At 46.2% G+C, this 15,816-nt stretch carries 12 protein-coding genes and 1 tRNA gene; 4 read left to right on the top strand and 9 right to left on the bottom strand.

Going from position 1 to position 15,816, the window contains the following annotated elements:
* The first annotated feature begins 37 nt into the window (after positions 1 to 37).
* Positions 38 to 1,588: an OmpP1/FadL family transporter gene (locus tag BMW79_RS12685; RefSeq protein ID WP_143059142.1), complete on the top strand. Its 1,551-nt coding sequence runs from the start codon at positions 38 to 40 to the stop codon at positions 1,586 to 1,588.
* A gap of 51 nt (positions 1,589 to 1,639) precedes the next feature.
* On the opposite strand, the gene BMW79_RS12680 is transcribed toward BMW79_RS12685, so the two are convergent.
* From BMW79_RS12680 to BMW79_RS12655, 6 genes are all read right to left on the bottom strand, one after another.
* On the bottom strand, positions 1,640 to 4,006 hold the full coding sequence (locus tag BMW79_RS12680) for an ABC transporter permease (protein WP_089895228.1): 2,367 nt from the start codon (positions 4,004 to 4,006) through the stop codon (positions 1,640 to 1,642).
* 428 nt (positions 4,007 to 4,434) lie between these two features.
* Complete coding sequence (gene miaA / locus BMW79_RS12675; RefSeq protein ID WP_089895226.1) at positions 4,435 to 5,337, bottom strand: tRNA (adenosine(37)-N6)-dimethylallyltransferase MiaA; 903 nt, start codon at positions 5,335 to 5,337, stop codon at positions 4,435 to 4,437.
* Between the two features lie 123 nt (positions 5,338 to 5,460).
* The gene (locus tag BMW79_RS12670; RefSeq protein ID WP_089895224.1) at positions 5,461 to 6,039 is read right to left on the bottom strand and encodes an IS1096 element passenger TnpR family protein; all 579 of its coding nucleotides are present in this window, start codon (positions 6,037 to 6,039) and stop codon (positions 5,461 to 5,463) included.
* 102 nt (positions 6,040 to 6,141) lie between these two features.
* Complete coding sequence (locus tag BMW79_RS12665) at positions 6,142 to 7,578, bottom strand: CCA tRNA nucleotidyltransferase (protein WP_089895222.1); 1,437 nt, start codon at positions 7,576 to 7,578, stop codon at positions 6,142 to 6,144.
* A 70-nt stretch (positions 7,579 to 7,648) separates the two neighbouring features.
* A complete protein-coding gene (locus BMW79_RS12660) occupies positions 7,649 to 8,215 on the bottom strand; it encodes an L-threonylcarbamoyladenylate synthase (protein ID WP_089895220.1) in 567 nt (188 codons plus the stop codon).
* Entirely contained in the window at positions 8,216 to 9,358 is a 1,143-nt protein-coding gene (locus tag BMW79_RS12655) for a glycosyltransferase family 4 protein (protein WP_089895218.1), read from the bottom strand.
* 136 nt (positions 9,359 to 9,494) lie between these two features.
* Between BMW79_RS12655 and BMW79_RS12650 the strand changes: the two genes are divergently transcribed.
* Positions 9,495 to 10,307: a 2,3,4,5-tetrahydropyridine-2,6-dicarboxylate N-succinyltransferase gene (locus BMW79_RS12650; protein WP_089896879.1), complete on the top strand. Its 813-nt coding sequence runs from the start codon at positions 9,495 to 9,497 to the stop codon at positions 10,305 to 10,307.
* Between the two features lie 124 nt (positions 10,308 to 10,431).
* Positions 10,432 to 10,515 (top strand) — tRNA-Leu (locus BMW79_RS12645).
* 135 nt (positions 10,516 to 10,650) lie between these two features.
* Here the strand turns inward: BMW79_RS12645 and BMW79_RS12640 are convergent.
* Entirely contained in the window at positions 10,651 to 11,046 is a 396-nt protein-coding gene (locus BMW79_RS12640; protein WP_177192146.1) for a winged helix-turn-helix transcriptional regulator, read from the bottom strand.
* Between the two features lie 159 nt (positions 11,047 to 11,205).
* On the opposite strand from BMW79_RS12640, the gene BMW79_RS12635 reads away from it, so the two are divergent.
* Positions 11,206 to 12,219: a zinc-dependent alcohol dehydrogenase family protein gene (locus BMW79_RS12635; protein WP_089895214.1), complete on the top strand. Its 1,014-nt coding sequence runs from the start codon at positions 11,206 to 11,208 to the stop codon at positions 12,217 to 12,219.
* Positions 12,220 to 12,412: 193 nt separating this feature from the next.
* Here the strand turns inward: BMW79_RS12635 and BMW79_RS34385 are convergent, their stop codons facing one another.
* Positions 12,413 to 12,892, bottom strand: coding sequence for a TlpA disulfide reductase family protein (locus BMW79_RS34385; RefSeq protein ID WP_407641627.1), 480 nt, complete (start codon positions 12,890 to 12,892; stop codon positions 12,413 to 12,415).
* 1,440 nt (positions 12,893 to 14,332) lie between these two features.
* Positions 14,333 to 15,814 (bottom strand): RagB/SusD family nutrient uptake outer membrane protein, encoded by a 1,482-nt coding sequence (locus BMW79_RS12625; RefSeq protein WP_245752476.1) that lies wholly within the window; start codon positions 15,812 to 15,814, stop codon positions 14,333 to 14,335.
* Positions 15,815 to 15,816: the final 2 nt, after the last annotated feature.

Here is a 15,816-nt window from a genome sequence, read left to right as displayed (position 1 = left end):
TTTACCTGCAGCAATCTCATTTTTAAGAAAACAGATTATGATTAAAAGACTTTATCCTCTTTTAGGTGGCATGTTTATATCTGTGACAGCCATTGCCCAGAGCACCAACGACGCACTACTTTACTCTCCCAATCAACCTCAGGGAACCGCCAGAACCCAGGCATTGGGCGGAGCAGGCATAGGTCTCGGAGGAGATTATTCATCCGCACATCTTAACCCGGCAGGTATTGCCATCTTCAAAACCGGTGAGTTTCATGTTTCAGGCGGCGTAGGTATCTCGCAGAATACTTCTACCTACCTCGGCAATGGCTCGCTCGATAACAAAGGAAACCGTTCCAATTTCCAGATGCCGTCCATCGGCCTGGTAATGGCTACCAACAAAAACAACGGCGCCAGCACGTGGAACAATATCAGCTTTTCACTGGGTATGCAGCGCGTGGCTAATTACAATAACGAAATCGCCATCGCCGGCAATAATAAAAAATCTTCCTACGCAGATGTATGGGTAGATGACCTGTTCGACGGCTCCAAAGCCACACAGGCACTGGGTTACGACCTTGGCTTCGCTACAGGACTGATTGCAGACTATCAACCTACCACCGGTAATAAACAACCCATGGCACTGTCTTCTCCATCCAGGCAAATTGGTGGGCTGGCAAGTATCCAGCAGAGAGGAACCCTGAAAACAGAAGGCGGCCTCAATGAATATACCTTCGCAGTAGGTGGTAACTATGGCGACCGCCTCTATATCGGCGCCAGCATCAACCTGCCCAGCATTAATTACAAAGAGAATCTTTCCTGGTCAGAAGATGATGCCACCGGAAGCGATGCCAATAATTTCAAGTATTTCGACTATTATAAGAACCTCAAACGTACCGGTCTGGGTTTTGGTGGTAAACTGGGTATCCTCTACAAGGTATCTGACCACTTCAGACTGGGTGGTACTTTCGTAACACCTACCTGGTACTCTATTCATGACAGTTATACTTCCGAATTATATTCAGATATAGAAGACGGCCGTAAAGAAGTAGGCGCTATTTCACTGGATCAGACGCAGGGATATCCTGTTGAAAATGACTACAACTACACCGCTCCATTGCGTGCAGGTGCCGGCGCTTCCTATTTCTTTGGCAACCTGCAGGAACCTAAAACCGTTCAGGGCTTTATCACGGCAGATTATGAATACGTAAACCAGTCGTCCGGTAAATTCAAAATGAGCGATAACAGATCTGGCCAGAACGTGCTGAATAACAATATCAGCGCTGTTTACAAAGCCACTTCCAATGTTCGTGTAGGCGCTGAGGTTAAATTCCTCGCCATGTATGCCGTAAGAGCAGGTTTTGCAGCGTATGGCAACCCATATAGCAATGATGCTTACAACGCCGGTGTAGATGCTTCCCGTAAAGTGTACAGCGGTGGTCTTGGTCTGCGTACCAAAGGCCTGTATGTAGATGCTACCTACAGCTACACCCAGGGAAAAGACAGGTATCAGCCGTATACCGTATATGAAGCCGCATTGACTCCACAGGCTGCTACCATGGATTTTGCCAGAAGCAATATCGTGTTGTCTGTAGGATTCAAGTTCTAAACAAATCAACTGATGATAAAAAAAGTCCGGGCCTGATGACCCGGACTTTTTTTATTCCATTTTCAGACTCTTTACCGGGTTCTCCAGCGCTGCCCGTACCGATTGAAAACTGACCGTCAGCAACGTGACCCCGATAATAGCCCCGGCCACCAGCAGCAATACCCCGGCGCCCATCTCCATATGATATACAAAACTATGTAACCAGCGATTCATGCCATACCAGGCCAGCGGCAAACCGATACCGATGGCGATCAGCACCGAACGTAAAAACACGCCCGATAACATCAGCACCACATTCGCTACGGTAGCACCCAGCACCTTGCGGATACTGATTTCCTTGCGCCGGCTTTCTGCCGTGAAAGCTACCAGACCAAACAAACCCAGACAGGAGATCAGGATAGCCAGTATGGTGAAATACTTTGACAGCGCGGCCACCCGTTGCTCCGCGATATACTGCGCCTGATAATCTTCATCGAGGAACTTATAATCAAATGCAAAACCCGGGTTATACTGCTGATAAAAGTGATTCAGTGCCGCCAGCGTCGTCTTTGTTTGTTCTCCTTTGATTTTTACCATCACTGTGCTGTTCACCATATCCAGCCTGAAAAAGGCAGGACTGATGGCTTCATGCATGGATTGAAAATGAAAATCCTTCACTACCCCGGCGATCTCCAGCTGACTTCCATCGAACTGGATCACTTTGCCCACAGGATTTTCAATACCCATTGCCCGGATGGCCGCTTCATTAAAAATGATGCGGTTGTTGTCTGTACCATAGTCCCTGGAGAAAGAACGACCGGCCGCCATCTGCAACCCCAGTGTTTCCATCATATCATAGTTTACCTGGAAAGGACGGCATAAAATAATTTCGTCTTTGCCCCTGCCCTTCCAGCTACATCCCCTGGAAGGTGCACCCAACACATTTCCTACCATGGCAGATGCATTTTCTACACCCGGAATCCTTTTAATACCCGCTAAAAAGTCAGGGATCTTTTCCGGCACCTTGCCTTCTACGTCGAAGTATACCACATTGTCTTTATCATATCCGGGATAACGGTGCTGCACATACGCAATTTGCCGGTATACAGTAATCACCGCCACCATAAATAACACCGACAAAGTAAACTGGAATACCACCAGGCCTTTACGGGCCAGCAGCTGACCGGGAGATCCGGGCATTTTGCCTTTCAATACCGATAGCGGATGAAACCCGGAGAGGTAGAAGGCGGGATAGCTGCCTGCCAGCAGGCCTGTTGCCAGTGCAATAGCCAGGATGATGGCAACCGTGCCGGTATTGAACGACAGGGACAATGATTTACCGGTGATCTGGTTGAACTCCGGCAGCAACAGTGTTACCAGCATCAATGCTACGAGCAACGATAAAAAAGTGAGCAGCATGGATTCTCCCAGGTATTGCAGTACCAGTGTAGCGCGATTAGCGCCGATCGTTTTCCGGATTCCCATTTCTTTCATGCGGCCGGAAGACTGAGCGGTGGAGAGGTTTACAAAGTTGATACACGCTATGAGCAGGATGAAAAGGGAGATCAGTGAGAAAAGTTTTACATAGCTGATACGGCCGCCTGCCTGTACGCCATTTTCATAATTACCATGGAGGTAATGATCGCTGTAACGCTCCAGGAACAGCTGCCGGGAGCTGGTACTGCCTTTTGTGAGACTGGTCATATACTGGCTCAGCTTTGCATTAAAGGCGGTAACATCTGTTCCTTCTTTTGTAACGAGATAGGTATAAAACGGGCCTTGTGGGTCCATGGCAGTAATATTCATGATTTCCCTGAACACATCGAAAGGCAGTAGGCAATCGAACCGGGTGGAAGAGTTAGCCGGTGTATTTTCCAGCACGCCGGACACGATACTGGCTTTTTTGAATTTATCCAGCTGCCAGTGAATGGTTTTACCTACTGCGCCTGATACGCTGCCAAACAAGGTTTGCGCGAGGCTGGCGGATATCACGATACTATTTTTATCCTGGAGTACCTGTTGGTTATTTCCCTGCAGCAATGGGTAAGAAAATACCTGCAGATAATCTGCTCCGGCGAAAATGCCGGCGGCTTTACTGTTTTTATCTCCTGCTGTCAGGGCTATTTTCGGAAACCAGGAGGGCGGTGTACTTACCGTAGCGGCGGCCACTTCCGGCATATTGGCTTTAAGCGTTGCGGCCAGTAATGCGGGTGTTTCCGGAGAAGTGGTGATGCCCTTTTCGTGTGGCACATTTTCCATGACCTGAAACAGGTGGCGGTCATTTTTATGGAAATGGTCAAAGCTTCCTTCATCGTATACCCAGAGGCAGATTAACAACGTACCTGCGAGACCGGTAGACAGCCCGATAAGATTCAGCAGGGTAAAACGCCTGTTTTTCAGCAGGTGTCGCCAGGCGATTTTCAGATAGTTTCTAAACATAAGCGGAATGTTTCAGTGAGCCCGGCTTCGGGCGTCTGCTCTGGCAGCTAAGAAAATGCCACAATATCAGTTACATAGATACAAATAATTACATATTCCATAATTATCCCAAATGTCCGGTTTCAGCACAGCGGTTGTCCGTAATTATTTGCAGGAGATTGTTATTGCCGGCTTTATCATACACCCCGATATAGGGTAGGTATTCACTCATCCCACTATAGATAAGCCGTATCTAATAGGTGGAGCTTATGGGGCACTGGAATAGGGCTGGGATAGGGCTAGGATACGGCTTACCTGACAATGCAATGACAATAAACAGTGCGATTTATTACATCTGCTTTCAGGTGTACACATAGCATAGGCCCTCACCGGTTGCACCGGTAATCCGTTTTTTGGAGAGAGGATGTTTCTTTGAAGCGGTGGTGTAGTTACTGCGCCTGCTGTTTCACATAAGTGATGATCGCTGCCGTATCGCGGGGATCGAACCATTGGAAGGCCGGGTCTTTGCGGAACCAGGTCAGTTGTCTTTTGGCATACTGGCGGGTATGTGTTTTAATATCGTCTATGGCCTGATCCAGGGAGATATATCCGTCGAGGAAGCTAAAGATTTCCTGGTAGCCTACGGTGCGCAGGGCGTTATGTTCCCGGTAAGGCAGTACGGATCTGACTTCTTCAACGAGGCCGGCTTGAATCATCTGGTCTACCCGGTAGTGAATATTATGATGGAGTTGTTCTTTGGGCAGGTTGATCCCGATTTTAATGACCCGGAAATCGCGCTGGGCGCGGGTGGCGTTGCGGAAAGTGGTGATAGACTGGCCGGTGGCGTCCAGTACTTCCAGGGCGCGGATGAGGCGTTGGGGATTTTGTGTTTCAGCGGTGGCGTAGAAACCGGGATCGCGTTCCTGGAGTTGTTCCTGCAGCCAGGAGAGGCCATGCCGGGCAAATTGTTCATTGAGGTGGGTACGGATACCGGGGGCGATGGCGGGCATATCATCGATGCCTTCCACGAAGGCGCGGATGTAGAGGCCGGTGCCACCGCACATGATGGCTACATCATTTTTTTCAAAGATTTCGCTGGTGTATTGCAGGGCAAGTTTCTCGTATATGCCTGCGTTAACCTCTTCCCTGATACTGTGGGAGTTAATAAAATAGTGGGGAACCGCCGACAGTTCTTCCGGGGAAGGTTTTGCGGTACCGATACTGATTTCACGGTAGCATTGCCGGGAGTCTGCGGAGATCACGGCTGTGTTGAACAGCTGTGCTATCTGAACAGACAGGGCAGTTTTGCCGGAAGCGGTAGGACCTGCGATAATGATGACGGTTTTTTGCATAAATATTGCGCTAAATAGCTAGGGATCTGCTTATTTTTTGCGGAAGACGGGCTGTTTCATCCATGGAACAGTTCTTCTCTGCAAAAAATAGACAGATCCCTAAATTGACTGATGGGAAATATTTTAAAAATTGTTTTCTTCTTCTGATCCGAATTCTTCGCCTCCGTCGCCGCCGAGGGCGTCGCTTTCTTCGCCTTCTTCGCCGAAGCCATCAGCGTCCATGCCTTCTTTGTTGAGGTCGTATTTTTCTTCCATTTCCACGAGTTTATCGCCTACCAGGCCTTTGGTGCCGTATTGGCTGGGGGCCAGGCCTTCCTTGCGTACGCAGGCAGGATAGGTAATTTTACTGTTTTCGTCTTTGGAAACGCCGATAAGTTCTACGAGAAACGACCAGTTTTTGGCGAAATCGTAGAGATAAATGAATTTCTGATTAGGATCTTTAACCGCAGCGGCAATCATTGTATCCGCCATCAGCAGGGGCTCCGCTTTGCGGGGCTGGTTATCTGCTTCCAGGATGATTTCCCGGCCACGTTGCCAGTTATCGTTGCTACGGAAAAAGGTAGCTTTATGTTTTGAATCAAATTCGAATGCTTGCAAAATTGCTTGGTGAAATAATAAGAACGTCTGATTCGGCTTAATGGCAATGTCTCTGTAGACACTTTCATCTTCTTCCCAGTAAACTCTGAATTTCAAAACCGGCATGACAAAAAAGGTTATAAGTTATTTAATGATTAAACTCTCCGCCTTTAGCGGTGGATCCTGAATGCTAGTAAAAATTATTATGGTATTGTAAAATTACCAATTTTATTTAACCGGGCTTAGATTCAATGCGCCAGCTTTTTCCAATAAAAATGCGTATGCCGCTTCGTAGGTATTTGGGATTTCACCATCCAGGATGGCTTCTCTGATGGCGCTTTTCAGGTCGCCTACTATCCTGCCTGGTTTCAGCCCGAATGTTTCCATGATCATTTCGCCGGTAACAGGTGGTTGCCAGTTGCGGATCCGGTCGCTCTCTTCCACTTCTTTCAAGCGTTTGCGGACCAATTCAAAATTTTCCAGGTAGCGTTTAACCTTCGACTTATTTTTTGAGGTAATATCCGCTTCACACAGCATCATCAGTCCTTCTATATCATCACCGGCATCAAACAGCAATCTTCGGATAGCCGAGTCTGTTATATTTTCTTTGGTGAGGCTGATGGGCCGCAGGTGTAGTTCTACCAGTTTTTTTACCAATTTCATTTTATCACTCAATGGTAATTTCATCCTGGTGAAGATACGGGGCACCATTTTGCCGCCTACTGCATCGTGGCCGTGAAAGGTCCAACCATGGCCTGGTTCAAATTTTTTGGTGGCCGGTTTTCCGATATCGTGTAACAGTGCGGCCCAGCGTAACCAAAGATCGCGGGTATTTTCGGATATATTGTCTACTACCTGCAAGGTATGATAAAAATTATCTTTATGACCTTTTCCCTCATACATCTCTACTCCCACCATATCGATCATCTGGGGGAAAATAATTTTGAGCAGGCCGGATTTATACAGGAGATCCAGTCCTACCGAGGGTTTCGGCGAGAGCATTATTTTATTGAACTCATCGGAGATCCTTTCCTGGGAGATAATGCGGATGCGTTCTGCATTTTCCTGTATCGCAGCAAAGGCGCTTTCCTCGATGGTAAACTGCAGTTGTGAGGCAAAGCGGATGGCGCGCATCATGCGCAGGGGATCATCGCTGAAAGTCTGTGCCGGCGCCAGGGGCGTACGGATCATTTTCTTATCAAGATCTCCCAGTCCGTCGAATGGATCGAGGAGGGAGCCATAATCGATATCTTTCAGGCTGATGGCCATAGCGTTGATGGTAAAATCGCGGCGGTTCTGGTCGTCCTGCAGGGTGCCGGCAGATACTTCCGGATTCCTGGAAGCTTCCCGGTAGCTTTCTTTACGGGCGCCTACAAATTCTATTTCCAGTTCATTCCATTTCACCTGGGCGGTGCCGTATGTTTTGAAGAAGTTAACGGGGAGGTTGTTGCCTAAGCTATCTGCGACTTTGTGCGCGAGGGCGATACCATCGCCAACGCAAACAACGTCCATGTCTTTTGTTTTCCGTCCCAACAGTTTATCCCGCACAAAGCCACCGATCAGATAGGCAGGTACGCCCAGTTCCTGGGCGGCTAATGCTATCTTTTCCAGCACTTTTCTTTCCTGCAGGGAGCAGGGTATGTCTAACGGTTTGCTGCTGATCATAGTAATATATTCCAGTTAATTTTATTCCTTTCGCTGAAAACCAGGGCGCAAATGTAATAAATAAACGATTTTAATCCCGGATTATCGCGATAGAACCGTCTTTGTTTATCCTGATAATCCTGGATGCGGCGCTTGCAGCGGTATCTTCCTGGCGGTATTTCACTACATAATCCACGCCATTCCGGATATCGGCAGCTACCTCGCTGAAGCTGGCCGGGGAAGGCGCTCCGCTGATGTTGGCGGAGGTGGATACCAGGGGTTTACGGAGTCTTTTTATGAGATGACGGCAGAAAGGATCTTTTACAATCCGGATAGCCACACTGCCATCTTCACTGATCACATTGGGGGCTAACCCCAGTGCGCCTTCATAGATCACTGTGGTGGGCCGGGTAAAACCGGCGATTATGTCGGCCATATCGGGCCGGGGATTGGCCACATATTGCAGCAGGTCTTTTACTTCTGCCAGCAGGATCACCAGGCTTTTGCTTTCGCTGCGTTTTTTCAGTGCAAATACTTTCTGTACGGCCGCTTCATCGGTTGCATCGCAGCCGATGCCCCAGATTGTATCTGTAGGATAAAGGATCAGGCCTCCGTTTCGCAGCACCGGCATGGCTGCGCTGATATCATCTTCAAACATTTATGATGGCTTATTTAATTGTTCATATACTTTTCTCATGGCGGCTGCGCATTTCTCAGGTGTAAACTGTTGCGCATGCTGCCATCCTTTTTCCTGCAACTGCTTTACCAGCGAAGGATTGTCCACTATGCGCCTCATGGCATCGGCGATGGTGGCCGGATTCAATGGATCTACGTAAATGGCGGCATCTCCCGCTGTTTCTGCAAAACAGGATCCGTGGGAGGTAATAACAGGTGTACGGCTCCACAACGCTTCCAGGATCGGGATACCAAAGCCCTCGAAGACAGAGGGATAGATCAAGGCCACGGCGCCCTGGTAAAGGAGCGGCAACTCACTGTTCTGCAAACGTACCTGCTCATTGAGGAAAATTACCTGTGTAGTGAGACCGTTTGCCGCCAGGTAAGCTTTTACTTTCTTCTTATACCCGCTGCCATTGCCCAATACGACCAACGGCAGGTCCAGCGTTCCTTTCAGTGTATTCATGGCCGTTACAATGCCCAGCAGGTTCTTTCTTTCAATCAGGGATCCTACATACAGGAAGTATTGCGATGGTAACCGGTACCTGGCGCCCAGTTCAGCGATCTCATCATCCGGGTAAGTAACCGCGAAGGAAGGATCACAACTCTGGTACACCACATCAATTTTATTGGCGGGCGTATGGTAATAAGTGATCAGGTCCTGCTTTGTCTGCTCGCTGATGGCCACTACCCTGTCCGCATGCAGGCAGGCGTAGCGCGCCTTCCGCCGGTAGGTGATCACATCAATGGGATTGTATTGCTCCGGGTATCTTTCAAAAATAAGATCATGCATGGTAACGACCGATTTCACGCCGCTTTTATGAATCCCAAACGGCAGTTCATGGCTGAGGCCATGGTAGATACCGATCCCATAGCGTAGCAGGTCCTTTACCACAAAGCGGCTGCGCCAGGCAGATTTAAACCAGCGATGCAGCGGCTTTTCCGGCAATATAACGTGTAAACCGGGCATATCGCTCAGATCGTACATCGCTGTTTGCTTTGGTGCAAACAGGTAATAGTCATCTTCCGGAAAATCCTTTACCAGCGATGATATCAGCGTACGGCTGTAATTTCCCAGGCCGGTATTGTTCTGGAACGCGCGCTTGGCGTCGAATCCTATTTTCATACAATGCTATTCAGACAAAAGGCAAAATTAAGGATTACGGATGGCGAATTACGTATATCTGATAAGATTTCCGGAAATCCCCCCGTGTAATTCGTAATTTTATTTTCTACGTATTATGTTTGCAAAAAATAAAAAAATGGAATTACAACAACAAATACTGGCTGCCTGGGCTGATCGCAGCCTCTTACAGGAGACTCAGTACACAGATGCAGTAAAAGCGGTGATAGAAGCAGTAGACAAAGGACATCTGAGAGTTGCGACGCCAACAGAAAATGGCTGGCAGGTGAATGAGTGGGTGAAACAGGCTATTTTACTGTACTTCTCCATTCAGCCCATGGAAACAATGGAGGTACCTCCGTTTGAGTTCTATGATAAAATGAGATTGAAGTCGAACTATAAAGAGCTGGGTGTAAGAGTAGTACCACACGCGGTAGCCCGCTATGGCGCTTACATCGCCAAAGGTTGCATCCTGATGCCTTCTTATGTTAACATCGGCGCATTCGTAGACGAAGGCACCATGGTAGATACCTGGGCTACTGTAGGATCCTGCGCACAGATCGGCAAACACGTTCACCTGAGCGGTGGTGTTGGTATTGGTGGTGTACTGGAGCCATTACAGGCAAGTCCGGTGATCATTGAAGATGGTTGCTTTGTAGGTTCCCGTTGTATCGTAGTAGAAGGTGTGATTGTGGAAAAAGAAGCGGTACTCGGTGCAAACGTAGTACTGACGCAGTCTACCAAGATCATTGACGTAAGCGGCAGCGAGCCTATTGAATACAAAGGCCGTGTACCAGCCCGCAGCGTGGTCATTCCTGGTACTTATACCAAGAAATTCCCTGCCGGTGAATACCAGGTTTCCTGCGCACTGATCATTGGTCAGCGTAAAGCCTCTACAGATCTGAAAACCAGCCTGAACGACACCCTGCGTGAGTTCAATGTAGCGGTATAAATTTTTTGTTCCGGATAGCGCCTGATGAGTATTCATCAGGCGCTATTTTTTTGTCTGCGGAAAAAAAATTTGGTGAATTTAAAAAAGTGCTTACTTTTGCAATCCCTTAACGGGGACATGCGATGCCCAGATGGCGAAATTGGTAGACGCACTGTGTTCAGGTCGCAGCGTTCGCAAGGATGTGCTGGTTCGAATCCAGTTCTGGGCACAAAAAGGACAAACTTCGGTTTGTCCTTTTTTATTTTGAGACAATCCCGTCTCCGGAATGGATATCAGCTTAACAGGCTGCAGGCACACAGAAGGATTTAGACAATATAGCGCGATTCACTTTTAATGAAAATTGTTATATCCCTGCTTTTTTTGCCACACCAGGAGTCATCCGGACATCGTACGGAATATGTTTTTTCCCCCATGCACATAAACTATGTAATACTGTAAGCATTTCCAGCCCGGTATCTGTAATCTGATATTCAACTTTCAGGGGTACCTGATTGTAGATTTCCTTTCTGATCAATTTTCTTTCTACCAGCTCATTCAACGCTGTTGATAATACATTATCTGATATACCACTCAAACATTCTTTCAGTTGGGAAAACCGATATACATCTTTTTCAATGAGGATTAATATTTCTGTGATCCATCGTTTGCCGATAATTTTTAAAACCTTATTCAGCGTACATCTTTCTTCCAGGAAATGTTCGTTAAGCGTATTGGTAGAATTTTGTTTTTTCTGGCGCATACTCATTTTTTTATGAGTGTCTCATAATTAGCACCGTAGTAACCCACGGATCATTTTTGATCTAAATTTACATGCTGTAAGGTCATAGTGGTGCTGGTTTATGAATCACCGGCTGTTTGAACCAAACATTTCTTTGTATAAAATAAAAGTAATAACAATATGAAAAGTTACCAAATTACAGCGGATTACAGTATCCCCTCCCTGGCGCTGAAAGAGCAAAGCATCCGCGAACTTCTCCCCAATGAAGTGCTTGTTAAAATCAGTGCAGTATCCCTAAATTACCGGGATCTATTAGTAGTTACCGGTTTCGGCCGATGGAAACCTCCGGTTGGCAGAGTTCCTGTATCTGATGGTGTAGGGTATATTGTTGATAAAGGTAGCGCTGTTACAACATTATCATTAAACGACAGGGTGGCCGGGCTTTTTCTACCTAATTGGATCGATGGAAAATTGAGTGCTGAAAAACTATTAAATCCGCTTGGAGGCGGTTCGCGGGATGGCTTATTACAGGAGTATGCCATATTTGATCAGCATGAATTGATACAAATACCCGCTTTCCTGTCTGATGAAGAAGGTGCCACATTGCCCTGTGCCGGCCTGACCGCGTGGAACGGGATAATTGAAAGGGGGAATATTACACCTGATAGTACAGTATTAATTCAAGGTACAGGAGGCGTATCACTGTTTTCACTGCAATTCGCATTAATGGCCGGAGCTAAGGTGATTCTATTATCCGGTAGCAATGAAAAGCTGCAGCTGGCCGGTAAATTAGGGGCGCATCATCTCATCAATTATAATGAACATCCCGATTGGGAAAAACAGGTAAAAGATATTACCAATGGCCATGGTGTAAATCACGTAGTAGAAGTAGTGGGTGGCAACAATATCAACAGATCTGTTGACGTTGCCACATATGATGCTACTATTTCAATTATTGGTCTTATTGGCGGATTAAGCGGAGAGATTAGTACAAGTCCGATAATGAGTAAACAAATTAAGTTGCAGGGTATTGAAGTTGGGTCTAAAGCAATGTTTGAAAGGATGAACAATGCTTTAGTAGGAAATAACATTCACCCGGTGATCCATAAAATTTATGATTTTAAGGAAGCCAAGGACGCCTTTACTTATCTTAAAGATGGAAAGCATTTTGGAAAAATTATTATTAAACTATAAATGTTGGTCAACAGCGACGAACGTGGCGATCCTTGCGGTGTAATAAAAAGGACTGTAAAATGAATATTCCTGCTACTACCTTACAGTAAGGTAAATATCAAAAAGGGACAACTAAAATAGTTGCCCCATCATGACAGATTTTTATAAGCACCAGAAAGGCTGTAGTTACTTACTACAACCTTTCTCACTTTAATTAATTTCTTTTTCCCTCTTCCCTGGCAAGGTCTATCATGGTAGACAACTCCTGTACTGCTTCACTGGTATCTCCACTAAAACCTGTCAGCTGGAAGCGAATAATTCCTTTAGGATCGATAATAAATTTCGCAGGTATCGATGTTACGCCGTAACTCTCCACCACTTTGTTCTTTTTGGTAACAGGATCTTTGAGGTCCATCAATACTTCAAAGTCATACTGCTGGCTGTCGATATACGATTTTGCATCCTGTACCGGCGTATTGGATTGTTCCCATGTATGAATAAAAAGGAATTTCACACCAGGATCATTGCTATACTTTTTCTGCGTCATGGCCATAGCTGGCAACGATTTCTTACAAGGGCCGCACCAGGTAGCCCAGAAATCCAATACGACTACCTTATTTTTCAAGTCGGCCAGGGATACTTTTTTACCATCTAAATCCGTCAGGGTAAAAGATTTGGCCGGGCGGTCAATCATTTGTTTCACGATATCTTCCCGGTGCTTTTTAACTACTTCTTCCTGTATAGTGGCCATATATTTATTGAAATCGGCCTGTGCACCATGCTGTTCCAGGTAAAGTGTTTTAAACGCTGCGACCATAGTAGAATCTGCATTTCCGGTGCGCATGATACCATCCATGATGTGCAGGGCATCTGCCGGTTTACCATTTGCCTTTAATATTTTTGCATAATAATAATTGAGCGCTACCGCGTTGTTCAAATGCTGGTAGGCGATAGTGATATATTTTAATGCCTGTTCGTAATTTTTTTGCTCATACAGGATGATCGCATAATTACAATAACTTTCTACATAAGTTTTCAGGGCTTTTTCAGCGTTTTCGTCGTTCTTTTTTGCAGACAGATATTCATCATAACCTGAAAATGCTTTTTGGAAAAGCACTTTTGCTGTTTCCAGTAAGCCTGCTCTGAACAGCTCCTGCGCAACATTATTGTATGTCGTTGGCTTTAAATAAGGAGTCTGGACGCTATCGGCGAATGCTGCTGCGTGCAAAGAATCCTTTTCACGGGCATATCGTTGAGCAATACCAATCCTGATATAATCATATTGTATGGGCTCTTCATGATACAGGGATGGAGGAAATTGCTTGCAGAATTGCTCATATGCCTGCTGCATTTCAGCAGCCGTTTTTATAATAAATATCTCTCCGGCGGCTTGGCCTCTCGCAGCCAAACCGGTAGGGAACCGCTTCAACAGTAATTGAAAAAGGCTATCCACTTTTTTTCTATTCTTTTGATAGCCATAGATATCAACTGCTTTTTTAAAGTCAGCTTCTTTGTCACTATTCAATAACCTTTTTATCTCTGCATCCAATATCTTTCGATGCTCTTTACCGGGATTCTTTACGAGGCAGGTGTAGTAAATATTATCGTAGTCGCTTTTAGTAGCGGGATAGGCCTGCCTTTGCAAATTCACCCATGATAATGCCGCTTTGGGATCGGGTTTGATACCAAACACTTCATCACCATAAGTATAAATAAATGATCGGATGCCGGGGATATTGGCCACTGCTTTGTCATTACTATATACGTCAAACAGGAAGCCTTTTCCCTTGTTGGCATCTATTATCGTATCCATACCAATAGCAACACCCATTACTACTGCACCTTCCGGCACGCTTATCGTAGCGGTATAAGCATTGCCGGATAGTTTCATCGTTATATCCCGGGCCCTGGGATATTTGAGCTGATTATAAAAACCGACCCGTGCGTGCAGCTCTTTGCCCGCCGGCACAGCGATATCTGAGTTATAGCGCAATGTAATTTCCTGGTTCGGTGCAGGATGTTGCTTATCTATTTGAAGACGGCCAGTGCTTTGAGCAGACACATGGAAATAACATCCCGCTGCCAGCAGGAGACACAAAAAATACGTTCTCATATTATTTATTGTTAATTTTTATTATTGATTATTGGCCATTCCCGGATTAAGACCAATTACAGCAGGAGGAATTCTTAATGTTAAACGATTGGGTTGATTCATTGTGTAAGTAGTAGTATTGCCCGCATCATTGTCATATAACACGTGTTTAAATGCAGTACCTGCAAACAACGGATCTACAGACAATCTGCGCATATCAAACCAGCGGGCGCCTTCCATGGCAAACTCGCGGATACGTTCCTCAATGACGAATTTGATTAATGCTGTCTGACTGGAAGCGATATTAACCGGCACTGCTGCATCCGGCATAGGCATCCGACGCATACGAAGACTTTCTACATCTTTTTTTGCGCCATCCAGATCGTTCAGGCGGGCTTTGCATTCTGCACTGAGCAGATAGAGATCTGCCAGTTGCAAACCGCAACGCGACCATTGTACACCATATTTTCGTAATCGTCCGCCGCCAATAGCCGAGCCATCCAGGTTTTTATCCGAATAGAGTTTAAGACGTAAATCAGCGGGAGTGTACAATGCCGCAGCCCATGGAGCCAGCACCAAACCACTACTTCCCAAAGGATTGCTGGAAAACGGACTGTAAGGCCCATTATTAAAAATCTTGGAAACGACTGATTCTGTGATATCGGTATAAATTTGTCCGGGTGATTTAGGGCCGTAAGAAGGATCTATTGGCAGGAAAGGCCCACCGGGCGCCAGTGTGGTATTGTAATCATATAACACGGGCACACCTGCAGCTTTCACGTCGGCAAGCGCAGCATTGAATAATGGAACGGCATCATTATAGCGGCCCATAAACATATATATTTTTCCTAACAGGCCTTCTGCAGCCGGACGGGACATGCGCGTAAGTATTTTTGCCTTTACCGGCAGATCAGCAATAGCGCTGGTAAGATCCTTAATCATAAAATCATATACGGCCTGCACAGACGCCCGCTGATAATTGGAAATAGATACGTTAGCCTGATCTATGATTGGCCAGCCCGGGTCTGTAGCAGCCGTAGATGCCAGATATGGTTTTGCATAAAAATTAATAAACTCAAAATTGATCCAGGCACGTGTAGCCATCGCTTCTGCTTTAACCTGTGCCTTGAGCAAGTCAGTTCCCCCGGTTGAAGAAGCCACTTCTGCAATAACTTTGTTGCACTGATAGAGACTGCTGAGCTGTAACCGGCAGTCCACGGGCATTCCATCAGTCGGTAAAAAAATATCGTCCTTCCATTGAAATGCATTGATCATTTGCGCTGATCCCTGATTAAAATAAGTCGCATCTGCTCCTACTTCATCTCCCATCAAGACCAGTTCCTGCCAACCACCGCCAGCATTAAAATAATAGAGCGACGGATCATTCATCAATTGGTCATAGTCGTTGGTAGTTGATGCCACTTGTGATCCTAATGGAACGATGTTCAAAAAGTCTTTTTTACAAGCACTCAGAGATATCAGTGATATAATCCCCAGAATACTGCCTATATATTTTGTACGCATTC

The organism is Chitinophaga arvensicola (assembly GCF_900110835.1).
GTDB lineage: Bacteria > Bacteroidota > Bacteroidia > Chitinophagales > Chitinophagaceae > Chitinophaga > Chitinophaga arvensicola.
This window is presented reverse-complemented; position numbering and strand designations above follow the sequence as displayed.

Excerpts from the sequence above, each read along its gene's own strand:
- BMW79_RS12685 (WP_143059142.1), top strand. The coding sequence starts at position 38 with ATGATTAAAAGACTTTATCCTCTTTTAGGTGGCATGTTTATATCTGTG.
- BMW79_RS12665 (WP_089895222.1), bottom strand. The coding sequence starts at position 7,578 with ATGATCAGCAGCAAACCGTTAGACATACCCTGCTCCCTGCAGGAAAGA.
- BMW79_RS12655 (WP_089895218.1), bottom strand. The coding sequence starts at position 9,358 with ATGAAAATAGGATTCGACGCCAAGCGCGCGTTCCAGAACAATACCGGC.
- BMW79_RS12640 (WP_177192146.1), bottom strand. The coding sequence starts at position 11,046 with ATGCGCCAGAAAAAACAAAATTCTACCAATACGCTTAACGAACATTTC.
- BMW79_RS12625 (WP_245752476.1), bottom strand. The coding sequence starts at position 15,814 with ATGCGTACAAAATATATAGGCAGTATTCTGGGGATTATATCACTGATA.
- BMW79_RS12635 (WP_089895214.1), top strand. The coding sequence starts at position 11,206 with ATGAAAAGTTACCAAATTACAGCGGATTACAGTATCCCCTCCCTGGCG.
- BMW79_RS34385 (WP_407641627.1), bottom strand. The coding sequence starts at position 12,892 with ATGATTGACCGCCCGGCCAAATCTTTTACCCTGACGGATTTAGATGGT.
- BMW79_RS12650 (WP_089896879.1), top strand. The coding sequence starts at position 9,495 with ATGGAATTACAACAACAAATACTGGCTGCCTGGGCTGATCGCAGCCTC.
- miaA (WP_089895226.1), bottom strand. The coding sequence starts at position 5,337 with ATGCAAAAAACCGTCATCATTATCGCAGGTCCTACCGCTTCCGGCAAA.
- BMW79_RS12670 (WP_089895224.1), bottom strand. The coding sequence starts at position 6,039 with ATGCCGGTTTTGAAATTCAGAGTTTACTGGGAAGAAGATGAAAGTGTC.
- BMW79_RS12660 (WP_089895220.1), bottom strand. The coding sequence starts at position 8,215 with ATGTTTGAAGATGATATCAGCGCAGCCATGCCGGTGCTGCGAAACGGA.
- BMW79_RS12680 (WP_089895228.1), bottom strand. The coding sequence starts at position 4,006 with ATGTTTAGAAACTATCTGAAAATCGCCTGGCGACACCTGCTGAAAAAC.